Consider the following 20,491-nt stretch of genomic DNA (forward strand, 5'->3'; position numbering starts at 1 on the left):
TAAGCAACTCCTTAATTAATGAATTGCTTAACCATAAGACCAGCGACCGGGTGCGTCAACCCCCGACGGTCAGCCGCGCGGCCGCACCACGCCGTGCTCGTAGGCGTAGACGACGGCGTGCACCCGGTCGCGCAGCCCGAGCTTCATGAGCACCTTCGAGACGTGCGTCTTCACCGTCGCCTCGCCCACCCAGAGGCGTTCGGCGATCTCGGCGTTCGAGATGCCCTGCGCGAGCAGTTCGAGCACCTCGCGCTCGCGCTCGGTGAGCGTCGCGAGTTCGGCGGGCGGTGCCGGCGGTGGCGTCGCGAGCGCGGCCGCGGATGCCACGGGCGCGGCCGCTGCGGCGGGCGCCGTGCGGCTCGCCACCGCCTCGATGACCCGCCGCGTGACATCCGGTGAGAGCAGCGCGTCGCCGCGCGCGACGATCTGCACCGCCTCGATGAGCTGCTCGGGGCTCGAGTTCTTCAAGAGGAACCCGCTCGCGCCCGCGTCGAGCGCGGCGAAGAGGTAGTCCTCGCGGTTGAAGGTCGTGAGCACGAGCACCGCGGCGCGGCTCGTGTCGTCGGCGGTGATGAGGCGGGTCGCCTCGAGGCCGTCCATGCCGGGCATCTGCACGTCCATGCAGACGACGTCGGGTGCGAGTGCGGCGACCTGTGCGAGCGCCTCCATCCCGTCGGCGGCCTCGCCGACGACCTCGATGCCGTCCTCCGAGTCGAGGATGGTGCGGAACCCGGCCCGCACGAGGCTCTGGTCGTCGACGACGAGCACGCGGATGCTCATGCGCCGGCCTCCGACTGCGTGGCGGCGGCGGTGCCGATGCCCGCAGCATCGCCCCGTCGCAGTGGGAAGCTCGCCCGCACGAGGTACCCGCCGCGGGCGCGCGGTCCGAGTTCGAGCGTGCCGCCGGCGGCGGCGACCCGCTCGCGCATGCCGAGCTGGCCGAGGCCTCCGGCCGTGGCATCCGACCGTCTGACGGTGCCCGCGGCGCCCGTCGTGGTGCCGGTGTTGGTGATCTCGACCTCGAGGGCGTCGTCGCTCCAACGCACCCGGACCTCGGCGGTCGCGGCGGCGCCGGCGTGCTTGCGCACGTTCGTGAGCGCCTCCTGGGTGATGCGGTAGGCGCTGAGGTCGACGACCGGTGTCACGGCGCGCGGCTCGCCGACGATCGCGAGGGCGACCGGGAGGCCGCCGTCGGCGGATTCGGCCACGAGTTCGTCGAGGCGGTCGATGCCGCGGGTCGAGGTGCTGGTGGTCGCCGGAGCGCCGCCGATCCCGTCGACCGCGACCGGCCCGGTGTCGGCGTCGCCGCGGAGCGTGCCGAGCAGCCCGTGCAGTTCGTCGACCGCCTCGCGGGCGCTCGACTCGATCGCCGAGAGCGAGGCGGTCGCCGCCGCCGGGTCCTTCGCGAGCACCCGCCGGGCCGCACCCGCCTGCACGCCAATGACCGAGACGTGGTGGGCCACGACGTCGTGCAGTTCGCGGGCGATGCGCAGCCGCTCGAGGGCGACGGCCTGCACCCGGGTGCGTTCGCGTTCGGCGGCGAGCTCGGCGGTGCGCTGCTCGAGCTCGGCCTTCGCCCTCGCCGAGCGGTACGCGGTGTCGCCGAAGTACCAGGCACCGCCGAAGTACAGGAGGTTCGTGAGCACGTTGATGAACCCGTACGCGAGGTACGGCGACAGCAGGCCCTCGCGCGAGAGTTCGGGCAGGTGGTCCTGCATCGCCGAGAAGTAGATGAGCCCCCAGAACAACCAGCCGAACATCACGACGACGATCAGGCTGCGCACGATCGTCGCGACGCGGCGGCTGCGCCCCCACGCGCCCACCGTGTAGATCGCGACGAAGAGGGCGATGTTCGAGAAGAGCGCCTCACCGATGCCGAGCACGCCGCCCACGATGAAGACGGCGGATGCCACGAGCGCCACGACCTCGGGCAGTCGCCGCCGCGCGGCGAGCGGCAGGGTCATCCCGGCCGTCCAGAGCGCCGATGCCCACCATTCGGTGCCCTCGCCCCACCCGGTCGCGCGGTAGAGCACGACGCTCGCGACGGTGCCGAGCGCGAGCACGAGGGCGAGGATCACGTCATTGCGGTACCCGCGCCGGTCCGGGCGCGGCCGTACCCACTCGACGCCCGGGACGACGGGCGGAGCGGGCGTTGCGGTCTCGGGCATGCTTCTCACGCTAGCGAGTGGGCGCTGCGCGCCCATCCACCGCGCGGCGGAGATCGGGCGCGCCGCGCGGGGCCGTGCGCGCGCCGGGCTACTTCGCGGTCTGGCGGCGCACCATCTCGCCGATCCAGATGGGGGCGAAGGGCGAGGTGCAGTTCGGGGGCGTGGGGTAGTCCTTCAGCACCTCGAGGCGTTCGCCGATGTCGATCGCGCGGGCCCGCAGTGCGGGGTGGTGGATGCCGATCATCGCGAGCGTGGTGTTCATCTCCCACTGGACCCGCGCCGGGGCATCCGGCATCTCGGCCTCGATCGTGTCGAGCAGGCCGGGCAGATCGAGCAATTCGGGGTGCTTGACGACCTGCTCGGCGTTGAGCGCCCACGCCGCGCTCACGACGAGCGGGTCGGTGTCGTCGAGCCAGGCGAGCCGCAGGGTCTCGAGGTGCGGGCTCTTCTTGACGACGTAGTTCACGAGCCAGTCGTGGCCCTTCGGCGTCGGCTCGGCGCGCATCATCGCATCGAGTTCGTCGGTGCCGAACGCCTTCGGCCTGCAGATCAGGATCGCGAGGAGGCGCGAAGCGGTGTCGCCCGTCGCCCACAGTTCGAGGGCGAGTTCGTGGTCGGCCTTCACGCGCTTCGCGAGAGCGCGCAGCTGTGCGAGGTTCACGCCGTGGGTGTCGCCGCGGCGCTCGTTCGCCGCCCGGGTCGTCGGGTCGTCGAGGGCGGCGAGCTCGGCCTGCACCTCGAGGATTCTCGCGTCGGTCATCGGCCCTCCTGCGTCGCTCGGTTCGGCAGCCAGCCTAGGCGAGCGCGATCGTGATGTCGCCGCCCTCGGCGGTGACCCGCACGGCGGCGAGATCGGGCACGAGGTGGTCGGGCCCGTGCGCCGCGGCGAGCGGCCCGACGCCGACGACCCGCATGCCGGCACGGCGGGCCGCGGTGATGCCGGCCTCCGAGTCCTCGAAGACCACGCAGTCGGCCGGGGTCGCGCCGAAGGCGGCGGCCGCGCCGAGGAACCCCTCGGGGTCGGGCTTGCTCGCGGTGACGAGCTCGGCGGTGATGACGACCGGGGGCATCGCGAGCCCGGCGGCGTTCATGCGCGCGGACGCGAGCGGCAGGTTCGCCGAGGTGACGAGAGCGTGCGGGAGGCCTGCGAGCGACTGCATGAGCGTGGCGGCGCCGGGGATCGCGACGACGCCGTCGCTCTCGGCGGTCTCGCGCTCGAGCATCACGCGGTTGTCGGCCAGGTTCTCGGCGATGGGGCGCTCGGGCAGCAGCAGCGCCATGCTCGCCTGCCCCTGCCGGCCGTGGATCACGTCCATGACCGCGGCTGGGTCGAGCCCGTGGTCGTGAGCCCAGTCGGTCCACACGCGTTCGACGACGGCGGAGGAGTCGACGAGCGTGCCGTCCATGTCGAGGAGGACGGCGGCGGCGCGGATCGTGGTGGTCATCAGGGGAGGCTACACGCGGTCGCGCAACGGCCGCCCAATGGTCGGCGGGCGGCGGGCCTACCCCAGGGGCTCGGCCTCGAGGTCGCGCACGTGGTAGAACTCCTGGTCCCAGAGCAGGTAGATGAGCCACGTCGGCAGGATGTAGGACTCCTGCATGAAGTTCGCCTGCGAGGCGTGGATCGTCCACCCCTCGTGCTTCTTCTGCACCGCGGCATCCATCGCGAACTCGGGCTTCGGCTGGTTCGCGACGACGAAGGCGCCGGTCTCGCCGCCGAACGCCGCGAGCGCGCCCGAGGGGCTGATCGTATACACGAGGTGGTCCGGCCCGGTGTACGAGCCGCCCTCCTCCTCGAGCTTCGCGATCGCGCGCTCGGCGACCTCGCCCATGCGCATGTGGTCCTCGTGGCCAGTGGCGCCCGACTCGGGCCAGAACGCGACGACGACGTCGGGCTTCACGCGCTTCATCTCGTCGGCGACGCGGTCGACGAGCTCCTCCTCGTCGACCTCTGGCACGCCGCCGTCGGGGTAGTCCCAGACGACGTGGCGGTCGACGCCCAGGTTGAAGCTGTTCTTCAGCGCCTCGGCCTTGCGGACCTGGCCGAGGTCCTCCTGGCGGGCGACGACCGGGGTCTGGTGCCCGGCCTCGCCCTGCGTCGCCGTGATCATCGCGGTGTACGCGCCGTCCTCATGCGCGTGCCAGAACAGCCCGTTGACGGTCTGCTCGTCGTCGGGGTGTGCGAACACGCCGAGCACCCGGGTGCCGCCGAGCTCGCCGACGACCGAGTCGACGCCCTTCGCGGTGGGTTCGTAGAACAGGTGACGGCCGGCCCAGTACAGCCCGCCGACGACGGCGAGGAGGACGGCGGCGACGACGATGAGCGCGACGGTGCGCTTGCGCATGGGTTGGTGCCTTCGGGTTCGGGATGCCTCGGGCACGGGTTCGCTCGGGCACGCGGGGTGGCGGCGATGGGGGAGACTCGCGCGCCGTTTCGGGGTGCGAGCATGCTAACCCGGCCGCCTGCCGACGCCGAATCCGGCTCGGTTTCCATCGAAGGCGGATGCCTCGTGGCCGGCGCCGGCCCCGAGGCATCCGCGTGTGCTCAGCCCTTCTTCTCGGGGGCGATGCGCGGCAGCAGGTACTTGCCCGAGAGCCAGGCGGCGAGGGCGGTGATGATCCAGACGATGACGGCCGCGAGCACCCACGGCGCGATGCCGTCGAAGGTGATGCCGTCGCCGAGCGAGGCGACGAAGAGCGCGACCGCGGTCGAGATGAGGCCGGCGACGCCCGCGACGGCGGGGGCGCCGCGGTGGAACAGCGTCTCCACGAGCCACTCGATGAGCGCCTGCACGGCGGCGAACACGATGATCGCGACGATGAAGCCCGACCAGTGCAGATGCATGCCCGGAACGACCAGCGCGGCGACGGCGAGGGCGAGGGCGGCGAGCACGAGTGAGACGCCGAGACGAATGAGGAAGCGCACCATGGCGCGAGCGTAGCGCTTCCGGACACGGCCGGTCGGGAGGATGATGGGCGGGTGAGCGAGCCGACGGCGGTGAATCACGAGGCGCGGCGGGTGCAGTCCGTCTACTTCACGCTGCTCATCGGCAACACGCTCGCCGCCTCGTTCATCTGGGGCGTCAACACGCTGTTCCTGCTCGATGCGGGGCTCTCGAATCTCGAGGCCTTCGCCGCGAACGCCTTCTTCTCGGTGGGCATGGTGCTCTTCGAGGTGCCGACGGGGGTCGTGGCCGACACCCTCGGGCGACGCGTGTCGTACCTGCTCGGCACGGTCACCCTGGCGGTGACGACGCTCCTCTACTACTGGCTGTGGGTGATCGAGGCGCCGTTCTGGGGGTGGGCGGTCGTGTCGGTGCTGCTCGGCCTCGGCTTCACCTTCTTCTCGGGCGCGACCGAGGCGTGGCTCGTCGACGCGCTGACCGCGACCGGGTACACGGGCAGTCTCGAGCGGGTCTTCGGGCGAGGGCTGGCGCTCTCGGGGGCGGCGATGTTCGTCGGGTCGATCGCGGGCGGGGTGATCGCCCAGGCCAGCGACCTGGGGGTGCCGTTCCTCGTGCGCGCCGGCATCCTCGTCGTGATGTTCGTCGTCGCGGCGCTGCTCATGCGCGACCTCGGGTTCACGCCCGCGGGGCGGGCGCACCCGATCGAGGCGACGAAGCAGGTGTTCCGGGCGTCGCTGCAGTACGGGCTCGGGCGCGCCTCGGTCAGGTACGTGATGTTCGCGTCGTTCTTCACCTCGGGCGTCGGGTTCTACGTGTTCTACGCGCTGCAGCCCTACCTCGTCGAGCTCTGGGGCGACGCCGAGGCGTACTCGGTCGCGGGCCTCGCCGCCGCGATCCTCTCGGGCGCGCAGGTGATCGGCGGACTCCTCGCGCCGTGGGTGCGGCGCCGGTTCCGTCGTCGTACGACGACGATCCTGCTGAGCCTCGTGGTGAGCTGCGGGGTGCTCCTCGCGCTCGGATTCAACCGCAGCTTCTGGTTCGCGCTCGTGCTGCTCGTGCTGTGGGGGCTCGTCGACGCGGCGGCCGGGCCCGTGCAGCAGGCGTACCTCAACGACATGATCCCGTCGGCGCAGCGGGCGACGGTGCTCTCCTTCGACTCGCTGCTCGGCAGCACCGGGGGTGCCGTCATCCAGCCGGTGCTCGGGCGTTCGGCCGACATCTGGGGGTACCCGGGCTCGCTCGTCGTGTCGAGCGGGTTCCAGGTGCTCGCGGTGCCGTTCATCTGGTTGAGCCGGCGGCAGCATTCGCCAGCCGATGTCGCCTCGGGCGGTGATGAGGCGGTGCCGGATGCCACGCCGCAGACGCCCGGCGTCGAGTAGGCGGCATCCCGCGGTCGCCGAAGATCAGGGTCCTCCCTCTGTCATGAGTCGGTGGCGGGGCATAGCGTGAGAGGCCGGGCGAACGGGCGGAGGCGCGCATGCGGGTGAAGGATGTAGAGCGGTCGGTGTTCGCCGGGGCGCTGCTGTTCGCCGGGGCGCTCCTGCTCACGGCCTGCGCGGGTGCGGGTGCGCCGGTCGCCGGCTCGGCCGTGCCGAGCGCTTCGCCCGAACCGCGATCGACCGTGACGCCGCCGAGTGCGACCCCGACCGTGCCGGCCACGTCGGTGCCGACCGGCGACGGGGCGGTGGCCGAGCGCGATCAGGAGCCGTTCGCCGACGACGTGGTCGGCGCGTCGCGATGCCTCGATTCGCAGCTCGAACTCGCCGTGACGCCGTTGCCCGACGAGTCGGGGGCGGGGCACTTCGGCTTCGAGCTCGTCTTCACGAACACGGCCGCCCAGCCGTGCACCTTCGACGGCTGGCCCGGACTCATCGCGATCATGGCTGACGGCACCGAGGTCGGCTGGCCGGCTCAGGCCGACTTCTCGAACCCGTCGTCGCTCGTCGTGCTGCCGGCCGGCGGTGGGGTGGCGACCTCGCATGTGCGGGCGACGCAGGCCGGGGTGTACGACTGCGAGCAGGTCGAGGCGTGGGGGCTGCGGGCCCGCATCACCTCGGACGGGGCGGGCGGCGGCATCGAAGCGCCCTACGCGATCACGGTGTGCGGCGGCCGCCCCTCGACCATGACCACTTCGCCGCTGGTGACCGGCTGAAACCGGTCATCGAGGTTGCCCCCTCTTCGGGGGTCACGTAGCATGGCCGGACGCCGCGGGGCCGTACCGGCCCGAACGAACGAGGGGGAACGGATGCGCAAGGCACTCCTCCTCGGCGGCGCCACCGCGGTGCTCGTCATCGGCTCGATGTCGATCGGCGTCGCCGCCGCGATGACGGGTGCGCCCGTCTTCTACGACGCGCGCTCGCCGCAACCGACCGCCCCGAGCGACGAGTTCGCGATCGGCAGCGTCTCGCCCACCGCCGACCCCGAGGGTGCGACCGACGGTGCCGGCGACGACGCGGTCGCGCCGCGCACCGACCCGGCGCCGCCCTCGTCGTCGCCGCAGCCCCCGCCGACCCGGGCGCCAGAGCCGGGCCCCGAAGAGACGCCCGCTCCGACGCCGCCCGCCGACCCCGTGCCGAACGAGGCGGAGCGCGCCGCCTGGCTCGGCTTCCAGCAGCTCGTGCGCGAGTGCATGGCGGCCGAAGGCCACGAGTACCGCGAGTGGGAGTGGTGGACGACCGAGCCCCGCAACCCGAACTCGACGGCGCCGGCGATGCCCGACGGGCTCACGCCGGCCGAAGTCGAGGCGTGGCACGCGGCACTCGAGGGGACGGGCGGCGATGGCAGCGGCTGCCTCGGCCAGGCCGCCGAACAGGATCGGGAGGAGTCGGCGACGCCGCCGCCCTCGGCGCTCGTGCCTCCGTCGCCCGCGCCATTGCCTGAGCCCGAGGCGCTCGATTCCGAGCCGGCGCCCGAAGCCCTCGCGCCGGATGCCCTCGCACCCGAGCCGAGTTCGCCCGACGCGGGCTAGCTGATCGAGCGCTGCGGGGTGAGGGTCATGCCTCGGGCGAGAGCGTCTCGACGCGCCCGTTCAGCTCCGTGGCATCCTGCGACCACAGCGCGACGACCTCGCTCGCGAGGCGCGCTTCGAGGCCGGCCAGCGACTTCACGCGGAAGGTGACGGCAGCGCCCGTCTCGCCCTCCTTGCCGAGCCCGTGGGCGAGCGCCTGCATCCAGGCCTCGCTCGCGGCCTTGACCGCGGCGTAGTTCGCGCCCCCGGCCAGCGGGCGTTCGACCGCGGTGGAGGAGACGATCGCGATGCGTCCGGCGGGCGAGGCGACGAGGTCGTCCCAGAGGGCGCGGCTGAGGTGGCGCAGCGCTTCGAAGGAGTGCTCGAGCACCCGGTAGTCCTCTTCGGTCTGCCCGGGGATCCCGCCGCCGCCGCGCCAGCCGCCGACGAGGTTGATGATGCCGTCGACGTCGCCCACCCGGCCGTGCACGCGCATCGCGAGCGGCCACACCTGCATCTGGTCGGTGAGGTCGGCCTGCTCGGTGACGAGGCCGGGAAGTTCTGCAGCCATCTCGTCGAGACGTTCGCGGTTGCTGCCGACGGCGACCACGCGGGCGCCCGCGTCGAGGAGGGCGCGGGCGACGGTCCGGCCGGCGACGCTCGTGGCGCCGCCGATGAGCACGACGCGTCCGGCGGCGGAGGGGGCTGCGGTGGTGGGGTCGGTCATGGGTTCCTCTTCGAACGTTCGTGCGGCAGCGCGGGTGGTGCGGGGTGGGCAGGTGTTCAGGACAACGAAAGCTGCTCAGGACGAAATCGGAGATTCCGTCCTGAGCAGCGTACGTCTTCCAGAAACCGTGGGGTCAGACGGCCGTGTTCCCGGTGATGCCGACCGTCGACTCGATGACGGGCTTCATCTTCTTGTCGAGTGCCTCGAAGAACATCGACAGCGGGAACTCGTCGTCCATCACGAGGTCGGTGTAGCCCTTGGGCGGGCCGGCGAGCACCTCGCGGTCGAGGCCCGACGCCCACACCGAGGCGGGGTTCGGGGTGACGACCGCGGAGACGAGCTCGTAGGCCTTGAGCCAGTGCACCGTCTTCGGGCGGTCGATCGACTCCCAGTAGAGCAGGTCGATCGCGTCGCCGAGCTCGACGACCGCGTCGGCCAGCTTGTCCCAGTCGAAGCTGAGCTCGACGTCGCGCCATTCGAGCACGTGCTTCTTGTGCAGCCATGCGAAGAGCAGCTGGCCGCCGAGGCCGTCGTAGTTGCGCACGCGCGAGCCGGTGATCGCGAAGCGGAAGATGCGGTCGAAGATGACCGCGTACTGCACGAGCTTGCCGGTCGAGCGCATCTGCTCCTCGACGTCGGTGAGCTCTTCGCCGGCCGCGAGGCGGGCGTCGAGTGCGCGCTGGATCTTCACCGACTCGCGGAACGCGGTGAGGTCGCAGCGCAGCTCCTCCAGCGAGTAGAGGAAGAACGGCATGCGCTGCTTGATCATGAACGGGTCGAACGGGAGGTCGCCGCGCATGTGGGTGCGGTCGTGGATGATGTCCCACATGACGAAGGTGCGCTCGGCGAGCTCCTGGTCGTCGAGCAGCGACGCAGCGTCGTCGGGCAGGTGCAGCTTCGTGATCTCGGACGCCGCGCGCACGACCTTGCGGTAGCGGGCGGCCTCGCGGTCCTGGAAGATGGCGCCCCACGTGAACGTCGGGATCTCGCGCATCGCGACCGTCTCGGGGAACAGCACGGCCGAGTTGGTGTCGTAACCGGGCGTGAAGTCGACGAGGCGGAGCGAGACGAAGAGCTTGTTGCCGTAGTCGCCGGCCTCGAGGGCAGCGATGAACTCGGGCCAGATCGTCTCGACGACGAGCGCCTCGACGTGGCGGTCGCTCGAGCCGTTCTGCGTGTACATGGGGAACACGACGAGGTGGCGGATGCCGTCGATGCGGTGGCGCTGCGGCTGGAACTCGACGAGCGAGTCGAGGAAGTCGGGGACCTCGAGGCCCTCGGCCTGCCACTTGCGGAAGTCGGCCTGGAGCGCGGTGAGGTACGCGGCCTCGTGCGGGAAGCGCGGCGCGAGGGTCGCGACCGACTCGACGATGGCGTCGACGAGGGCGGATGCCTCGGGCTTCGCCGCGGCCTCGGGAACCGAGCCGTCCTTCACCTGGAGGGACTGCAGCTTCGTCGCCGACTCCTTGAGGCGGAGCCACGCGGGGTCGAGTTCGACGCCGTCGGCGAGGGCGATCTGCTCGGGCGTGACGTCCTCGAGGACCTCGGGTTCGCCGACGATCGGGTCGAGCGTGGTGTTCGACATGTGTGAACCTCCGTTCCTCATTGAGGGGTGTCATGGATGCTTCGCGGCAGCGCCGCGCGGCGCGAATCGCCGTGCAACTCAAGGCTACGAGGCATCCGCTCGCGATTGATTGCATCTCGACGCGGGAATTCTGCGTCGGCGCGTGAATTCGCGCTCCAGATCGCACATGCCGCGCACGCGCCGTTACGGCGATGAAGCCGAGAGTACCTCAGCGTTCACCCGGATGGAGCTCCACGCCACCACGAGTGAGGAGCGCGGCCCGCACCGAGTGAGAGCCGGGGTGCCTCCCGATGACGGCGGGTCGCGGTCGCCATAACTTGAGGATTATTCACTTGAGGGTGAATCCGAAAGAACAGGAGATGGTCATGAACACCAACAAGTCGGCCGCAGTGGTCGGCGCGATCGTCGTCCTCGTCGCGATCAGCGGCTGCGCCGGAGTGCAGACGCAGCTCGAGAACGGGAGCGGGGCATCGAGCGTCACCTCGCTGCAGTCGCAGCAGGACCAAGCCCGCCGGGAGGCGGCGCAGCAACGACGCGCGGCCCACTCGCCCGAGTTCGCGCCGCAGGGCACGACCATGCAGGACATCCTGCGCGAGGCCGAGCGCGCCGAGCGCGTCGAGTCGGCCGCACGTTCCGCGAAGACGCAGGAGCAACTGCGAGCCGTCAAGCAGGCCGAGCAGGGCGCGCAGAGCGCCGCCCGCATCAGCGCGGCGCAGACGCAGGAGCTCGTCCGTGAGAACAAGCAGTCCGAATCGGTCTCGCCGTCGCCCGCCGACGTGCAGGGCCAGCGACTTGCCGAGTACGCCGAGCAGTACAACAGCCGATGACCGCGACATGAGAGCGGGGTGCGCCGAAGGGCGGCCCCGCTCTCGGTCTGCGCGCCCAGGCGCGTCGGGCGCTCGGCTCAGAGCGCCTTCGCCATGTGCAGCGACGCCGCCTCGAACCCGAGGCTCTCGTAGAGCTCGATCGCCGGAACGTTGAACGCGAACACGTTGAGCCCGAGCGTCGGCGAGCCGTGCTCGCGCGCGACCTGCTCCGCATGCCGCATCGCCGCCCGGCCGAGCCCGCGCCGGCGGAACGGCTCGCGCACGTGCACGTCCCACACCCACCATCCGTCGCCGCCCTCGGCCCACGGGCCGATCCACAGCCACCCGGCGTCCTCGCCGTCGACGACGATCGCGAGCAGCACGTGCTCGGGGTGCAGCACCCCGTCGGTGAAGAAACGGTCGCGCGACGCCGCGACCGCGGCGGCGGCCTGCTCGGGCGTGTCGCCCGCGCGCAGCCGCGAGGCCTCGTAGTACGCCATCGACTCGGGCAGCCACAGGCGCAGGTCGTCGCCCGTGATGGGCACGAAGGCGAGTTCGCCGGTGCCGCGCTCGGTCTCGGTCGTCAACGTGTCGTCGGTCATGCGTTCCATGTTGGCGGATGTCACGCGCCCGCGCACCTGTCGTCCCGCCCGGCCCGGTCGGGGTGCCCATGAGCACCCGGGCGGGTAGTGTCGCCGCCATGGGCGACCCCGAACTCCACTCGGCAGCCGAGGTGCGCGACGCGCTCGACGCGGCGGCCGAGCCCGAGCGGGCGGCGGGTGCGGCCCGGTACTTCAAGACCGGCCGCGGCGGCTACGCCGAGCACGACCGGTTCATCGGGGTCGCGGTGCCCAAGACGCGCGCGATCGTGCGGCGCGCGCTCGCGCTGCCGCCCGACGAGACCGCCGCCCTCGTCGCGAGCCCCGTCCACGAGGAGCGGCTCGCGGGCCTGCTCATCATGGTCGAACGCTTCCGTAGCGCGGGTCGCACCCGCACCCGCGACGACGCCGCGCGCACCGCCGAGCACGAACGCTACCTCGCCGCCGTGCGTGCCGGGCACGTCGACAACTGGGACCTCGTCGACGCCACGGCCGAGGCGCTGCTCGGCGAGGTCGTGTTCTCCTCCGCCCCGGTCGACGACGTCGTGCCGACGATCGTGGGCGAGCTCGTGGCATCCGACTCGCTGTGGCTGCGACGCGTCGCGGTCATCTCGACCTTCGCGGCGATCAAGGCGGGCGACGCGCGGCCGACGCTCGCGCTCGCCGCCGGGCTGCTCGACGATCGCGAACCGCTCATGCACAAGGCCGTCGGCTGGATGCTCCGCGAGGTCGGCAAGCGGGTCGACCGGGCCGAGCTCACCGGCTTCCTCGACGAGCACGCCGCCCGCATGCCCCGCACCATGCTGAGCTACGCGACCGAGCACCTCGACCCGGGCGAGCGGGCGCGCTACCGCGCGATGCGCTGACGCCTCCGGGCGCCGTCGCGTCGCGCCGAATCGAGCCGCGCGGAGTCGCGCTCGCCGAGTCGCCCGGCCGTCTCGAGCCACCCGGCCCGGCGCTCGGGCGTCGAGAACCGCACGGGGGTGAACCGCGTGATGCCGATGGTGCGCACCCCGCAGTACGCGAGCGTCGCCTGCTTGAGCGAGGTCTCTGCGGCGTTGCGGTACACGAAGCGGTTCCAGGCCGCGGGGGAGTCCATCGTCATGACGAGGCGGGCGGTGCGGCCGCCGAGCAGGCGGGTCGAGACGTGGCCGCGCCCGTACGCGAACGCCGTGCCCGAGAGCATCACCCGATCGAGGAAGGCCTTCAGCACCGCCGGATAGGTGCCCCACCACTGCGGGAAGAAGAACACGAGATGCTCGGCCCAGTCGACGTCGGCGATGAACCCGCGGATGCGCGGCTCGAGGTGCCCGGTGTCGCCGCCCGGGGCGCGCAGTGCGGCGCGATCGGGCGGGAGGGGGTCGAAGGCGCGCTCGGCGAGGTCGATGACGCGAAGCTCGTCGGCGGCAGCGCTCGGGCCGCCCGCCACGCCCGCGCCGCCCACCGCGCCCGCGGCGTACGCCGCCGCGAGCGCGTGGGTGAAGCTGCCGGCGTTCGGGTGGCCGATGATCACGAGCACCCGCGCCATTCAGCGCACCTCGGCGGGAACGGCGGGAACGGCGGGAGCGGCGGGTACTCCGCGGCCGGCCGGCAGCAGCAGGGCGACGAGCGCCGAGGCGAGCAGCACGGCGGCGCCGACGATCACCGCGGGCTGTGCGCCCTCGATGTAGCCGGTCGGCGTGAGCGTGCCGCCCGCGCCCGTGAACACCGCCGTCGACACGGCGATGCCGAGCGCGACGCCGACCTCGCGCAGCATCGAGTTCGTGCCGCTCGCCTTCGCGTGGTCGTCGGGCGCCATGTGCGCGAGCACCGCCGTCGACGAGGGGGCGAACACGAGGCCCATGCCGATGCCCGCGAGGATGAACGGCGCGAGATACGCCGAGTACTCGGTGTCGGCGTCGAGCAGCGGGGTCAGCCAGATGAGGGCCGAGCCGAGGGCGACGAGCCCCGCGACGATGAGTGCGCGGGTGCCGACGCGCGGCGCGAAGATACCGGCGAGCGGGGCGACGACCATGGGCGCGAGGGTCCACGGGGAGGTCTGCACGGCCGCCTCGAGCGGCGACGCGCCCTGCACCAGCTGCAGGTACTGGATGAGGATGAAGATCGACCCGAACGCGCCGAAGCTGAACCCGAAGCCGACGAGGTTCGCGACCGAGAAGCTGCGGTCGCGGAAGAGTCGCAGCGGCAGGAGCGGTGCGCTCGTGCGCCACTCCCAGGCGATGAAGGCGACGAGCAGCACGCCGCCGCCGATGAGCCCGGCGAGCACTTCGGCGCTCGACCAGCCCGCGTCGTTGCCGCGCACGATGCCGTAGACGAGGGCGAGCAGGCCGAGGCCCGAGAGCACCAGGCCGACGAGGTCGGCGCGCAGTCGCGCGCCGAAGCTGTTCTGCAGCACCGCGAGGGCGAGCGCGATCGACGCCAGCCCGATCGGCACGTTGAGCCAGAAGATCGCCTGCCAGGCCCAGCCCTCGATCACGGCGCCGCCGACGAGCGGGCCGGTCGCGACGCCGAGTCCGGCGACGCCGCCCCAGATGCCGATCGCGAGCGGGCGGCGTGCGACGGGCACCGCACCCGCGAGCAGCGTGAGCGAGAGGGGCATGATCGCGGCGGCGCCGAAGCCCTGGGCGGCACGGGCGGCGATGAGCTGGCCGGGGTCGCCCGCGAGGGCGGCGAGCGCCGAGCTCGCGGTGAACACGGCGATGCCGAGGAGGAAGACGGTGCGGCGCCCGAAGCGGTCGCCGAGGGCGACCGCCATGAGGATGGTGCTCGCGAAGGCGAGGGTGTACGCGTTCATGAACCACTGCAGTTCTTCGACGGATGCCCCGAACTCCGTGTGCAGCACGGGCAGTGCGTTCGTCATGACGAGGTTGTCGAGGGTGGCCATGAACATCGGCAGGGCGGTCGCGACGAGCACGAGCCAGAGCGGAGGGATGCGGCGGAGTGCCGCGGTGCGGGGCGGCCGGGTCGCCGAGGCGGCCTCGGCGGCGGCGAGTGCGTTCGACATGGCGATGCTCCAAAGTTGTAATGGGATGATTACTTATGAAAGTAGTAATTGACTGATAACATGTCAATATGTCGGCCGAAGAAATCTCAGAACGCTCCGGCGACGTCGCCGTGGCTCCCCGGATGAAGGCGGCCGACCGCCGCGAGCTCATCCTCGCCGCCGCGACCGCCGTGTTCGGTGCCAAGACCTACGTCGGCACCACGACCGACGAGGTCGCGCGGGCCGCAGGGGTCAGCCAGCCCTACGTCGTGCGGCTCTTCGGCACCAAGGAGAAGCTCTTCATCGCGGTCATCGAGCGGGCCTACGCCCGGGTGATCGACGAGTTCCGGCGCGCGATGCCCGGCCCCGAAGAGACTCGGATCGACCGGATGGGCGCCGCGTACACCGACCTGCTCGCGGAGCGGGGCATGCTTCCCGTGATCGCCCACTCCACGGCGCTCGGCGGCGAACCCGAGATCGGGCGCGTGGCCCGCCGCGGATTCAGCGCGATCTGGCACTTCCTGCGAGACGAGGCCGGGTTCACGCCCGAGGCCGCCCGTGAGTTCTACGCGACCGGCATGCTCATCAACGCCGTGGTCGGCCTGCGGCTCACCGGCGACTACGGCGACGAGGTCTCCGCGACCGAGGTGCTCGACTCCTGCTTCCCCGGCGCAGTCGAGCAGGTGCGCACGCTGCTTCCGGCAGCCGACGAGCCCTGGTGAGCACAGCGCGCGCCCGCCGGTGCGCGAGGATTGAACGATGACGAGAACGGTGCGCGGCGCGAGGGTGCTCATCACGGGTGCCGCGGCCGGCCTCGGGCGGAGGTTCGCCGAACGCGCGGTCGCCGAGGGCGCCGCCTCCGTCATCCTCTGGGACATCGACCCCGTGGCCCTCCGCCGCACCGTCGACGAACTCGGTGCCGTCTCCCGCGGGCGCACCCGCGTGCAGTCGTTCGTCGTCGACGTGGGCGACCTCGGCGCCATCGCGAAGACGGCGCAGCGCGTGCGCCGCGAACTCGGCAACCCCGACGTGCTCATCAACAACGCCGGCATCGTCCGCGGCAACGGCTACTTCTGGCAGACCGACAACGGCGAGGACACCCGCTCGACGATGCAGGTCAACGCGCTCGCGCCCATGTACCTGACGCGCGAGTTCCTGCCCGGCATGATCGCGAACGCGTTCCGACAGGCTCGCATCGTGAACCTCGCCTCGGCCGCGGGCACCGTCGGCAATCCGCGCATGGCCGTGTACGCGGCATCCAAGGCGGCGCTCATCGCCTGGAGCGACTCGCTGCGACTCGAGCTCGAGCAGGCGGGCCACCGAAACGTGACCGTCACGACCGTGACGCCGAGCTACATCGCGACCGGCATGTTCGCGGGCGCCCGCGGGCCGCTGCTCGCGCCCGTGCTCGACCCCGACCTCGTCGTCGAGCGGGTGTGGTCGGCGATGCTCGCCGGAAAGCCGCTCCTCGAACTGCCCGGCAGCGTTCGGTTGTCGCGGGTGCTCCGCGCCCTGCTGCCGACGCGCGTGTTCGATCGCGTCGTCGGCGACGGGTTCGGCGTCTACCGCTCGATGGAGCGGTTCACCGGGCGGCGCTGAACGCGAACCGGCTGCAGCGCGCGGCGCCGCTGGGCCACGAGCCCGAGCGCGATCGGGGCGACGATGCCCGAGAAGCAGAGCACCGCGAGCAGGATTTCGGTCGTCATGCGACGACGGTAGCGGTCGAGGCTGAACGTCGCGTCAGAGTCCGGGACTCATGTCAGAGTCCGTGCTCGTCGAGCCAGGCGAGCAGCAGCCGGGTGAACTCCTCGGTTCGCTCGACGCTCGGCAGGTGCGCCGTGCCCGTGAGCCGGTGCGCGCTCGCCGAGGGCAGTGCCGCAGCGAGCGTCTCGAACTGCACGAGGAACGGGGCGAGGTCGAACTCGCCGACGGCGACGAGCGCCGGCACGGTGATCTCGGCGAGGCGCCCGGCTGCGGGCGGCTCGAGCGCTCGCATGTCGCCGTCGTCGAGCGCGTGCGCGATGTTCGGCCGGGCGAGCTCGTGGGCCCGCGCGAGGAATGCGGGCGCGACGGAGCCCGCCTCGCGGCCGGCGCCGGTCGCGAAGAGCTCGGTCTCGAGTCGCAGCATGCCTGCGGCATCGACGGCGGGGTCGATCGCCTCGACCGCGTCGAAGCGCGCCTGCGTCGCTGCGTCGAGCGGAACGTCGGGGTGCCCGCCGATGCGCGCCGAGACGGCGACCAGCCCTGCCACGCGCTCGGGCGCGTGCAGTGCGACGTCGATCGCGATGGCACCGCCACGGCTCGCGCCGACCACCGTCGCCTGCGCGACGCCGAGATGGTCGAGCAGTGCGATCGCGTCGCGGTGGTTCCAGAACGGCGCGGCTTCCTCGTGCCGGGTGCCGCCGAATGCGCGCGGGTCGAAGCGCACCACGAAATGCTCGGCGGCGAGGGCATCGACTTGCTCGTCCCACATCCGCAGCGTCGCGATCCCGGCGGGGATCAGCAGCAGGGCGGGCGCCGAAGCACGCCCGGCCGTCTCGTAGTACAGCTCGGCACCGGGGAGATCGAGGTAGGGCACGCCATGAGACTACGCAGATCGGATGCCACGCGCGCGCACCGCCTCAGTCGTCCTCGCCCTTGTCCTTCTTCTTCTTGTCGTCGTTGCGGTTGTCGCCGCTGTTGCCGGGGCCGCTGTTGTCGTCGTCATCGTCGTCGGAGGACTCGGTGGGCGTCGGGCTCGGCGAGACCGCACGCTCGATCGCGGCCTGCAGGTCGGCGCGCACGAGCTCGATCGCCGCGCGGATCTCGGCCTCCTGCGCGGCCGGCAGTTCGCCCGCGGCGACCCGCTCGTCGACCTCGCGTTCGAGCAGCAGCAGTTCGGCGAGCGCACCGGTGAGGTCGGACGCGGCGGACTGCTCGGCGACGCGCACGACCGAGGCGCGCAGCGTCGAACCGTCGTCGTTCGCGGTGGCGCATCCGGTGAAGAGGAGCGGGAGTGCGAGCGCGAGGGCGATGGCGCCTGCGCGGGGGCGCCCTGCGGCGGTGCGGCGGGTCATCCCTGCACCGCCTCGTCGAGCTGGCGAAGATGCTCGCCGAGCGGATCGTACTCGGCCGGAACCGACGGCAGCGGCTCGGGGGCTGAACCGCCCGCGGAGTTCGTCGCGTTGACGGCGGTGACGATCGCGAAGCCGACGGCGACGGTGGCGAGGGCGAGCAGTGCGACGAGCAGCGGGCGACGACGACTGCGCCCGGTGCGGCTCGGGGGCTCTGCGGGGCGGAGCGTCTCGGGAGCAGCGAGCACCCGCGTCGTGCCGGTGACGTCGCCGGTTTCGGTCTCGTTCGACCGCTCCGCGACCGGAAGCACCCGGGTCGGTCCGGTCATGGCCGCCGTCAGCACCGCGGTCGGATCGAGCTGCGCCTCGGCCGAAGGGGCGACCGGAGTCGCCCCGGTCTCGAGCTCCGCCGCAGCCACCGCGACCTCGAGCGCCGACGGCCGCGCCGCGGGTTCCCGCGCAGTCATCCGCCGGAGCAGCTCGACCCAGTCCGCGCCGAGCGCCGCAGGGATCTCGGGGTCGCGCGCGAGCCGCGCACTTGCCGATTCGGCCGCTGGGCCGGGGAACGCGCGCTGCCCGGTCCGCGCCTCGAGCACGAGCAGGCCGAGCGAGTAGACGTCGGCGGCGCTGCCGGGCGCTGCGCCGCTCACCTGCTCGGGGCTGAGGTAGCCGGGGGTGCCGACGAGGAGCCCCGTGTGCGTGAGGCGGGCGTCGTCGATGAGCCGGGCGATGCCGAAGTCGGCGAGCTTCGCGTTCCACCGGCGGCTCGGCAGATGGGCGTCTTCGAGGAGCACGTTCGCGGGCTTCACGTCGCGGTGCACGATGCCGCGCGCGTGGATGACGTGGAGCGCCTCGCCGAGGTCGGCCAGCAGGGCGGCCGCGTCGGCGGCGCCGAGCGTGCCCTGCCGCAGCGCGCCGCGGAGGTCGTGCCCGTCGACGAGTTCCATCACGAGGTACTCGCGGCCCGTCGCCTCGTCGTGGGCGGCGTCGTAGAGGCGCACGAGCGCCCGGTGCTCGACGCTCGCGAGCAGGGCGATCTCGGAGGCGCGACGCGCCCCGTCGTCGATGCCCCCTGCGGCCTCCGCGAAGACCTTCACCGCCACGGGGCGCCCGAGGGCGGTGTCATAGCCACGGTAGACGCTCGCCATGCCGCCGCGCCCGATGAGCGCGTCGATGCGGTAGCGGCCGCCGAGCGTCGACCCGGTGGCCGGTTCGGCGCGGTCGGAGATGCTCGTCACGCTTTCGAGGGTAGCCCGTGAAGCCTGAGGGCGCCCCGGGCTTGCGGCAGGGCTCAGAAGATCATCGGCCGGTCGTCGTCGTCGTCGCCCAGGGCGAGGTCGACGAGCACCGGCACGTGGTCGCTCGGGGCATCGCCCTTGCGCTCGTCGCGGTGGATGGACGCCTCGGTCACCGCTTCGGCGAACGCCGCGGAGCCGAGGATGAAGTCGATGCGCAGCCCTTCGTTGCGGGGGAAGCGCAGCTGCTTGTAGTCCCAGTAGGTGTACAGCCCCTCGGGCACCCGCGCCCGCACGACGTCGGTGACGCCGGCGTTCTCGAGGGCGAAGAACGCCGCGCGCTCCTCGGGGGAGACGTGCGTCGTCTGCCCGACCACGACGGTCGGGTCGCTGTTGTCGATGTCGAGCGGCGCGACGTTGAAGTCGCCCATGAGCGCGAAGGGGCGCTCGGGATGGGCCGTCGTCTCGTCACGGGCGTAGTCGGTGAGCGCCGCGTAGAAGTCGAGCTTGTAGGTCAGGTGCGGGTCGCCGAGCGAACGGCCGTTCGGCACGTAGAGGCTCCACACGCGAACGCCGTCGACCGTCGCGCCGAGCGCGCGGGCCTCCTTCGGGAGGTCGGGGCCGTCGTGCCCCTTCAGGAACCCGGGCATGCCGGGGAACTCGGTGGCGACGTCGGTGATCGGCGCTCGGCTCGCGATCGCGACGCCGTTCCACTGGTTCAGCCCGTGGATCGCGAGCTCGTACCCGGCCTCCTCGAAGGCCTCGTGCGGGAACTGCTCGGGCTTGCACTTGATCTCCTGCATCGCCAGCACGTCGACGTCCTCGCGCACCATCCAGTCGACGACGCGGCCGACGCGGGTGCGGATCGAGTTGACGTTCCAGGTGGCGATGCGCATGGGATCCAGCGTATCCGCCGGGTACGACGCGGTCGTCCACCTGAACGGTCAGGGGCTGCGCCGCGCGATCGCCGGAACGACGACCCACGCGGTGAGGACGACGAGGAGCGCCGCGACCAGCGCGACGAAGCCCGCCGTGCGGCCGATCGCGACGTCGAAGATGAGGCTCGTCACTCCCGCCGCGAGGAGGGAGACGACGGCGAGGAGCAGGAAGAGCATGCGGTTCGCGATGCGCACGAGCCGGTCCTTCTGGTGCCGCCCGAACAGCTGCCGGTGCAGGATCACTGGTGTGAAACCGAGCACGGTCGCGAGCCCCGCGAGCACGACGAGGACGAGGTAGAGCCCGAGCTGGTACCCGTCGAGCTCGGTGAAGCGGGGCTGGAAAGCGGCCGCGAGCAGGAATCCGGAGATGATCTGCGTGCCGGTCTGCACGGCGCGCAGCTCCTGCAGGATGTCGCCCCAGTTGCGGTCGAGTCGCTCGGTGCGGGTCTCGTCGCGACCGTCGGAACGGTCGTCGCGGGCGTCGTCGCGTTCGCCGTCGGTGGCCATACGCGATCGTACCGCCGGGCTTCCGGCCGCGGCGCGG

Annotated in this window: 24 protein-coding genes; 7 read left to right on the forward strand and 17 right to left on the reverse strand. The window is 72.1% G+C overall.

Features of this window, described 5'->3' with window-relative positions:
• Positions 1–69: 69 nt before the first annotated feature.
• The 6 genes from ACFVTX_RS11140 to ACFVTX_RS11165 all read right to left on the reverse strand — a co-directional run bounded on the left by ACFVTX_RS11140 (position 70) and on the right by ACFVTX_RS11165 (position 5,097).
• Positions 70–780, reverse strand: coding sequence for a response regulator (locus ACFVTX_RS11140; RefSeq protein ID WP_386900014.1), 711 nt, complete (start codon positions 778–780; stop codon positions 70–72).
• Positions 777–2,168 carry a sensor histidine kinase gene (locus ACFVTX_RS11145; protein ID WP_386900016.1) on the reverse strand — a complete coding sequence of 464 codons (1,392 nt, stop codon included), beginning with the start codon at positions 2,166–2,168 and terminating at the stop codon, positions 777–779. The genes ACFVTX_RS11140 and ACFVTX_RS11145 overlap by 4 nt, the downstream gene beginning before the upstream one ends.
• Positions 2,169–2,256: 88 nt before the next feature.
• Positions 2,257–2,928 carry a DNA alkylation repair protein gene (locus ACFVTX_RS11150; protein WP_386900018.1) on the reverse strand — a complete coding sequence of 224 codons (672 nt, stop codon included), beginning with the start codon at positions 2,926–2,928 and terminating at the stop codon, positions 2,257–2,259.
• 34 nt (positions 2,929–2,962) lie between these two features.
• The gene (locus ACFVTX_RS11155; RefSeq protein WP_386900020.1) at positions 2,963–3,613 is read right to left on the reverse strand and encodes an HAD-IA family hydrolase; all 651 of its coding nucleotides are present in this window, start codon (positions 3,611–3,613) and stop codon (positions 2,963–2,965) included.
• Between the two features lie 57 nt (positions 3,614–3,670).
• Positions 3,671–4,513, reverse strand: coding sequence for a PIG-L family deacetylase (locus ACFVTX_RS11160; protein WP_386900022.1), 843 nt, complete (start codon positions 4,511–4,513; stop codon positions 3,671–3,673).
• Positions 4,514–4,713: 200 nt separating this feature from the next.
• A complete protein-coding gene (locus ACFVTX_RS11165; protein ID WP_386900023.1) occupies positions 4,714–5,097 on the reverse strand; it encodes a phage holin family protein in 384 nt (127 codons plus the stop codon).
• Positions 5,098–5,166: 69 nt separating this feature from the next.
• Between ACFVTX_RS11165 and ACFVTX_RS11170 the strand changes: the two genes are divergently transcribed.
• From ACFVTX_RS11170 to ACFVTX_RS11180, 3 genes are all read left to right on the forward strand, one after another.
• Complete coding sequence (locus tag ACFVTX_RS11170; RefSeq protein ID WP_386900405.1) at positions 5,167–6,453, forward strand: MFS transporter; 1,287 nt, start codon at positions 5,167–5,169, stop codon at positions 6,451–6,453.
• Between the two features lie 98 nt (positions 6,454–6,551).
• Positions 6,552–7,226 carry a DUF4232 domain-containing protein gene (locus ACFVTX_RS11175; protein WP_386900025.1) on the forward strand — a complete coding sequence of 225 codons (675 nt, stop codon included), beginning with the start codon at positions 6,552–6,554 and terminating at the stop codon, positions 7,224–7,226.
• A 93-nt stretch (positions 7,227–7,319) separates the two neighbouring features.
• Positions 7,320–8,042, forward strand: coding sequence for a hypothetical protein (locus tag ACFVTX_RS11180; protein ID WP_386900027.1), 723 nt, complete (start codon positions 7,320–7,322; stop codon positions 8,040–8,042).
• Positions 8,043–8,067: 25 nt separating this feature from the next.
• Here the strand turns inward: ACFVTX_RS11180 and ACFVTX_RS11185 are convergent, their stop codons facing one another.
• On the reverse strand, positions 8,068–8,748 hold the full coding sequence (locus tag ACFVTX_RS11185) for an SDR family NAD(P)-dependent oxidoreductase (RefSeq protein ID WP_386900029.1): 681 nt from the start codon (positions 8,746–8,748) through the stop codon (positions 8,068–8,070).
• 133 nt (positions 8,749–8,881) lie between these two features.
• The gene (locus tag ACFVTX_RS11190; protein WP_386900031.1) at positions 8,882–10,333 is read right to left on the reverse strand and encodes a DUF6421 family protein; all 1,452 of its coding nucleotides are present in this window, start codon (positions 10,331–10,333) and stop codon (positions 8,882–8,884) included.
• Between the two features lie 365 nt (positions 10,334–10,698).
• Here ACFVTX_RS11190 and ACFVTX_RS11195 point away from each other — a divergent pair, with 365 nt between their 5' ends.
• Positions 10,699–11,160: a hypothetical protein gene (locus ACFVTX_RS11195; RefSeq protein WP_386900033.1), complete on the forward strand. Its 462-nt coding sequence runs from the start codon at positions 10,699–10,701 to the stop codon at positions 11,158–11,160.
• 77 nt (positions 11,161–11,237) lie between these two features.
• On the opposite strand, the gene ACFVTX_RS11200 is transcribed toward ACFVTX_RS11195, so the two are convergent.
• On the reverse strand, positions 11,238–11,741 hold the full coding sequence (locus ACFVTX_RS11200; protein WP_386900035.1) for a GNAT family N-acetyltransferase: 504 nt from the start codon (positions 11,739–11,741) through the stop codon (positions 11,238–11,240).
• A 98-nt stretch (positions 11,742–11,839) separates the two neighbouring features.
• On the opposite strand from ACFVTX_RS11200, the gene ACFVTX_RS11205 reads away from it, so the two are divergent.
• Positions 11,840–12,604 carry a DNA alkylation repair protein gene (locus tag ACFVTX_RS11205; protein WP_386900037.1) on the forward strand — a complete coding sequence of 255 codons (765 nt, stop codon included), beginning with the start codon at positions 11,840–11,842 and terminating at the stop codon, positions 12,602–12,604.
• Here ACFVTX_RS11205 and ACFVTX_RS11210 read toward each other — a convergent pair.
• Together ACFVTX_RS11210 and ACFVTX_RS11215 are read right to left on the reverse strand one after the other, a co-directional pair.
• Entirely contained in the window at positions 12,586–13,266 is a 681-nt protein-coding gene (locus ACFVTX_RS11210; RefSeq protein ID WP_386900039.1) for an NAD(P)H-dependent oxidoreductase, read from the reverse strand. The two genes, ACFVTX_RS11205 and ACFVTX_RS11210, sit on opposite strands and share 19 nt — an antisense overlap.
• Positions 13,267–14,742, reverse strand: a complete 1,476-nt coding sequence (locus ACFVTX_RS11215; protein WP_386900042.1) for a DHA2 family efflux MFS transporter permease subunit — start codon at positions 14,740–14,742, stop codon at positions 13,267–13,269.
• 68 nt (positions 14,743–14,810) lie between these two features.
• Here ACFVTX_RS11215 and ACFVTX_RS11220 point away from each other — a divergent pair, with 68 nt between their 5' ends.
• Positions 14,811–15,443, forward strand: coding sequence for a TetR/AcrR family transcriptional regulator (locus ACFVTX_RS11220; protein WP_386900044.1), 633 nt, complete (start codon positions 14,811–14,813; stop codon positions 15,441–15,443).
• A gap of 37 nt (positions 15,444–15,480) precedes the next feature.
• The gene (locus ACFVTX_RS11225; protein ID WP_386900046.1) at positions 15,481–16,320 is read left to right on the forward strand and encodes an SDR family oxidoreductase; all 840 of its coding nucleotides are present in this window, start codon (positions 15,481–15,483) and stop codon (positions 16,318–16,320) included.
• On the opposite strand, the gene ACFVTX_RS11230 is transcribed toward ACFVTX_RS11225, so the two are convergent.
• From ACFVTX_RS11230 to ACFVTX_RS11255, 6 genes are read right to left on the reverse strand one after another with little or no spacing between them, the layout of a single operon-like run.
• Positions 16,284–16,427 (reverse strand): hypothetical protein, encoded by a 144-nt coding sequence (locus ACFVTX_RS11230; RefSeq protein ID WP_386900047.1) that lies wholly within the window; start codon positions 16,425–16,427, stop codon positions 16,284–16,286. The genes ACFVTX_RS11225 and ACFVTX_RS11230 overlap by 37 nt on opposite strands.
• Before the next feature lie 53 nt (positions 16,428–16,480).
• The gene (locus tag ACFVTX_RS11235) at positions 16,481–17,299 is read right to left on the reverse strand and encodes an alpha/beta fold hydrolase (RefSeq protein ID WP_386900049.1); all 819 of its coding nucleotides are present in this window, start codon (positions 17,297–17,299) and stop codon (positions 16,481–16,483) included.
• Between the two features lie 43 nt (positions 17,300–17,342).
• A complete protein-coding gene (locus ACFVTX_RS11240) occupies positions 17,343–17,777 on the reverse strand; it encodes a hypothetical protein (protein WP_386900051.1) in 435 nt (144 codons plus the stop codon).
• On the reverse strand, positions 17,774–19,012 hold the full coding sequence (locus ACFVTX_RS11245; RefSeq protein WP_386900053.1) for a serine/threonine-protein kinase: 1,239 nt from the start codon (positions 19,010–19,012) through the stop codon (positions 17,774–17,776). Before ACFVTX_RS11245 ends, ACFVTX_RS11240 begins: the two co-directional genes overlap by 4 nt.
• A 53-nt stretch (positions 19,013–19,065) precedes the next feature.
• Positions 19,066–19,905 (reverse strand): exodeoxyribonuclease III, encoded by an 840-nt coding sequence (locus tag ACFVTX_RS11250; RefSeq protein ID WP_386900055.1) that lies wholly within the window; start codon positions 19,903–19,905, stop codon positions 19,066–19,068.
• A 48-nt stretch (positions 19,906–19,953) separates the two neighbouring features.
• Entirely contained in the window at positions 19,954–20,454 is a 501-nt protein-coding gene (locus ACFVTX_RS11255) for a DUF6328 family protein (RefSeq protein ID WP_386900057.1), read from the reverse strand.
• Positions 20,455–20,491: the final 37 nt, after the last annotated feature.

Source organism: Agromyces sp. NPDC058136 (genome assembly GCF_042884375.1).
Classification (GTDB): domain Bacteria; phylum Actinomycetota; class Actinomycetes; order Actinomycetales; family Microbacteriaceae; genus Agromyces.

Coding starts and splice junctions, on each gene's coding strand:
- ACFVTX_RS11140 (WP_386900014.1), bottom strand. CDS start 780: ATGAGCATCCGCGTGCTCGTCGTCGACGACCAGAGCCTCGTGCGGGCC.
- ACFVTX_RS11145 (WP_386900016.1), bottom strand. CDS start 2,168: ATGCCCGAGACCGCAACGCCCGCTCCGCCCGTCGTCCCGGGCGTCGAG.
- ACFVTX_RS11150 (WP_386900018.1), bottom strand. CDS start 2,928: ATGACCGACGCGAGAATCCTCGAGGTGCAGGCCGAGCTCGCCGCCCTC.
- ACFVTX_RS11155 (WP_386900020.1), bottom strand. CDS start 3,613: ATGACCACCACGATCCGCGCCGCCGCCGTCCTCCTCGACATGGACGGC.
- ACFVTX_RS11160 (WP_386900022.1), bottom strand. CDS start 4,513: ATGCGCAAGCGCACCGTCGCGCTCATCGTCGTCGCCGCCGTCCTCCTC.
- ACFVTX_RS11165 (WP_386900023.1), bottom strand. CDS start 5,097: ATGGTGCGCTTCCTCATTCGTCTCGGCGTCTCACTCGTGCTCGCCGCC.
- ACFVTX_RS11175 (WP_386900025.1), top strand. CDS start 6,552: ATGCGGGTGAAGGATGTAGAGCGGTCGGTGTTCGCCGGGGCGCTGCTG.
- ACFVTX_RS11180 (WP_386900027.1), top strand. CDS start 7,320: ATGCGCAAGGCACTCCTCCTCGGCGGCGCCACCGCGGTGCTCGTCATC.
- ACFVTX_RS11185 (WP_386900029.1), bottom strand. CDS start 8,748: ATGACCGACCCCACCACCGCAGCCCCCTCCGCCGCCGGACGCGTCGTG.
- ACFVTX_RS11190 (WP_386900031.1), bottom strand. CDS start 10,333: ATGTCGAACACCACGCTCGACCCGATCGTCGGCGAACCCGAGGTCCTC.
- ACFVTX_RS11195 (WP_386900033.1), top strand. CDS start 10,699: ATGAACACCAACAAGTCGGCCGCAGTGGTCGGCGCGATCGTCGTCCTC.
- ACFVTX_RS11200 (WP_386900035.1), bottom strand. CDS start 11,741: ATGACCGACGACACGTTGACGACCGAGACCGAGCGCGGCACCGGCGAA.
- ACFVTX_RS11205 (WP_386900037.1), top strand. CDS start 11,840: ATGGGCGACCCCGAACTCCACTCGGCAGCCGAGGTGCGCGACGCGCTC.
- ACFVTX_RS11210 (WP_386900039.1), bottom strand. CDS start 13,266: ATGGCGCGGGTGCTCGTGATCATCGGCCACCCGAACGCCGGCAGCTTC.
- ACFVTX_RS11215 (WP_386900042.1), bottom strand. CDS start 14,742: ATGTCGAACGCACTCGCCGCCGCCGAGGCCGCCTCGGCGACCCGGCCG.
- ACFVTX_RS11220 (WP_386900044.1), top strand. CDS start 14,811: ATGTCGGCCGAAGAAATCTCAGAACGCTCCGGCGACGTCGCCGTGGCT.
- ACFVTX_RS11225 (WP_386900046.1), top strand. CDS start 15,481: ATGACGAGAACGGTGCGCGGCGCGAGGGTGCTCATCACGGGTGCCGCG.
- ACFVTX_RS11230 (WP_386900047.1), bottom strand. CDS start 16,427: ATGACGACCGAAATCCTGCTCGCGGTGCTCTGCTTCTCGGGCATCGTC.
- ACFVTX_RS11240 (WP_386900051.1), bottom strand. CDS start 17,777: ATGACCCGCCGCACCGCCGCAGGGCGCCCCCGCGCAGGCGCCATCGCC.
- ACFVTX_RS11250 (WP_386900055.1), bottom strand. CDS start 19,905: ATGCGCATCGCCACCTGGAACGTCAACTCGATCCGCACCCGCGTCGGC.
- ACFVTX_RS11255 (WP_386900057.1), bottom strand. CDS start 20,454: ATGGCCACCGACGGCGAACGCGACGACGCCCGCGACGACCGTTCCGAC.